General features: G+C 57.9%; 1 protein-coding gene. It reads left to right on the top strand.

The annotated features are described in order from the left end of the window. A partial coding sequence (locus ACK8OU_RS20535) for an IS3 family transposase (RefSeq protein WP_410305176.1) occupies window positions 1-290 on the top strand: 290 nt, incomplete at its 5' end. Window positions 291-328 lie beyond the last annotated feature (38 nt).

Below are 328 nucleotides of genomic sequence, written 5' to 3'. Positions count from 1 at the left end.
TCCACAGCGACCGCGGCAGCCAATACTGCTCACACGACTATCAGAAGGTCCTGCGCGAGCATGACTTCAAGGTGTCGATGAGCGGCAAAGGCAACTGCTATGACAACGCCGCAGTCGAAACCTTCTTCAAGACCATCAAGGCCGAGCTGATCTGGCGACGCGCATGGCAGACCCGACGCCAGGCCGAAACCGCCATCTTCCAATACATCAACGGCTTCTATAACCCGCGCCGTCGGCACTCAGCATTGGGAGGCAAAAGTCCCTTGGCTTTCGAACGCCAAGTGGCCTAAACGAGCACTGGGGGCGGCACAAATACGTGACAGGTCCA

Origin of the sequence: Pontitalea aquivivens (assembly GCF_046507575.1) — a bacterium.
In the GTDB taxonomy this organism is placed as follows: domain Bacteria; phylum Pseudomonadota; class Alphaproteobacteria; order Rhodobacterales; family Rhodobacteraceae; genus Pontitalea; species Pontitalea aquivivens.
This window is presented reverse-complemented; position numbering and strand designations above follow the sequence as displayed.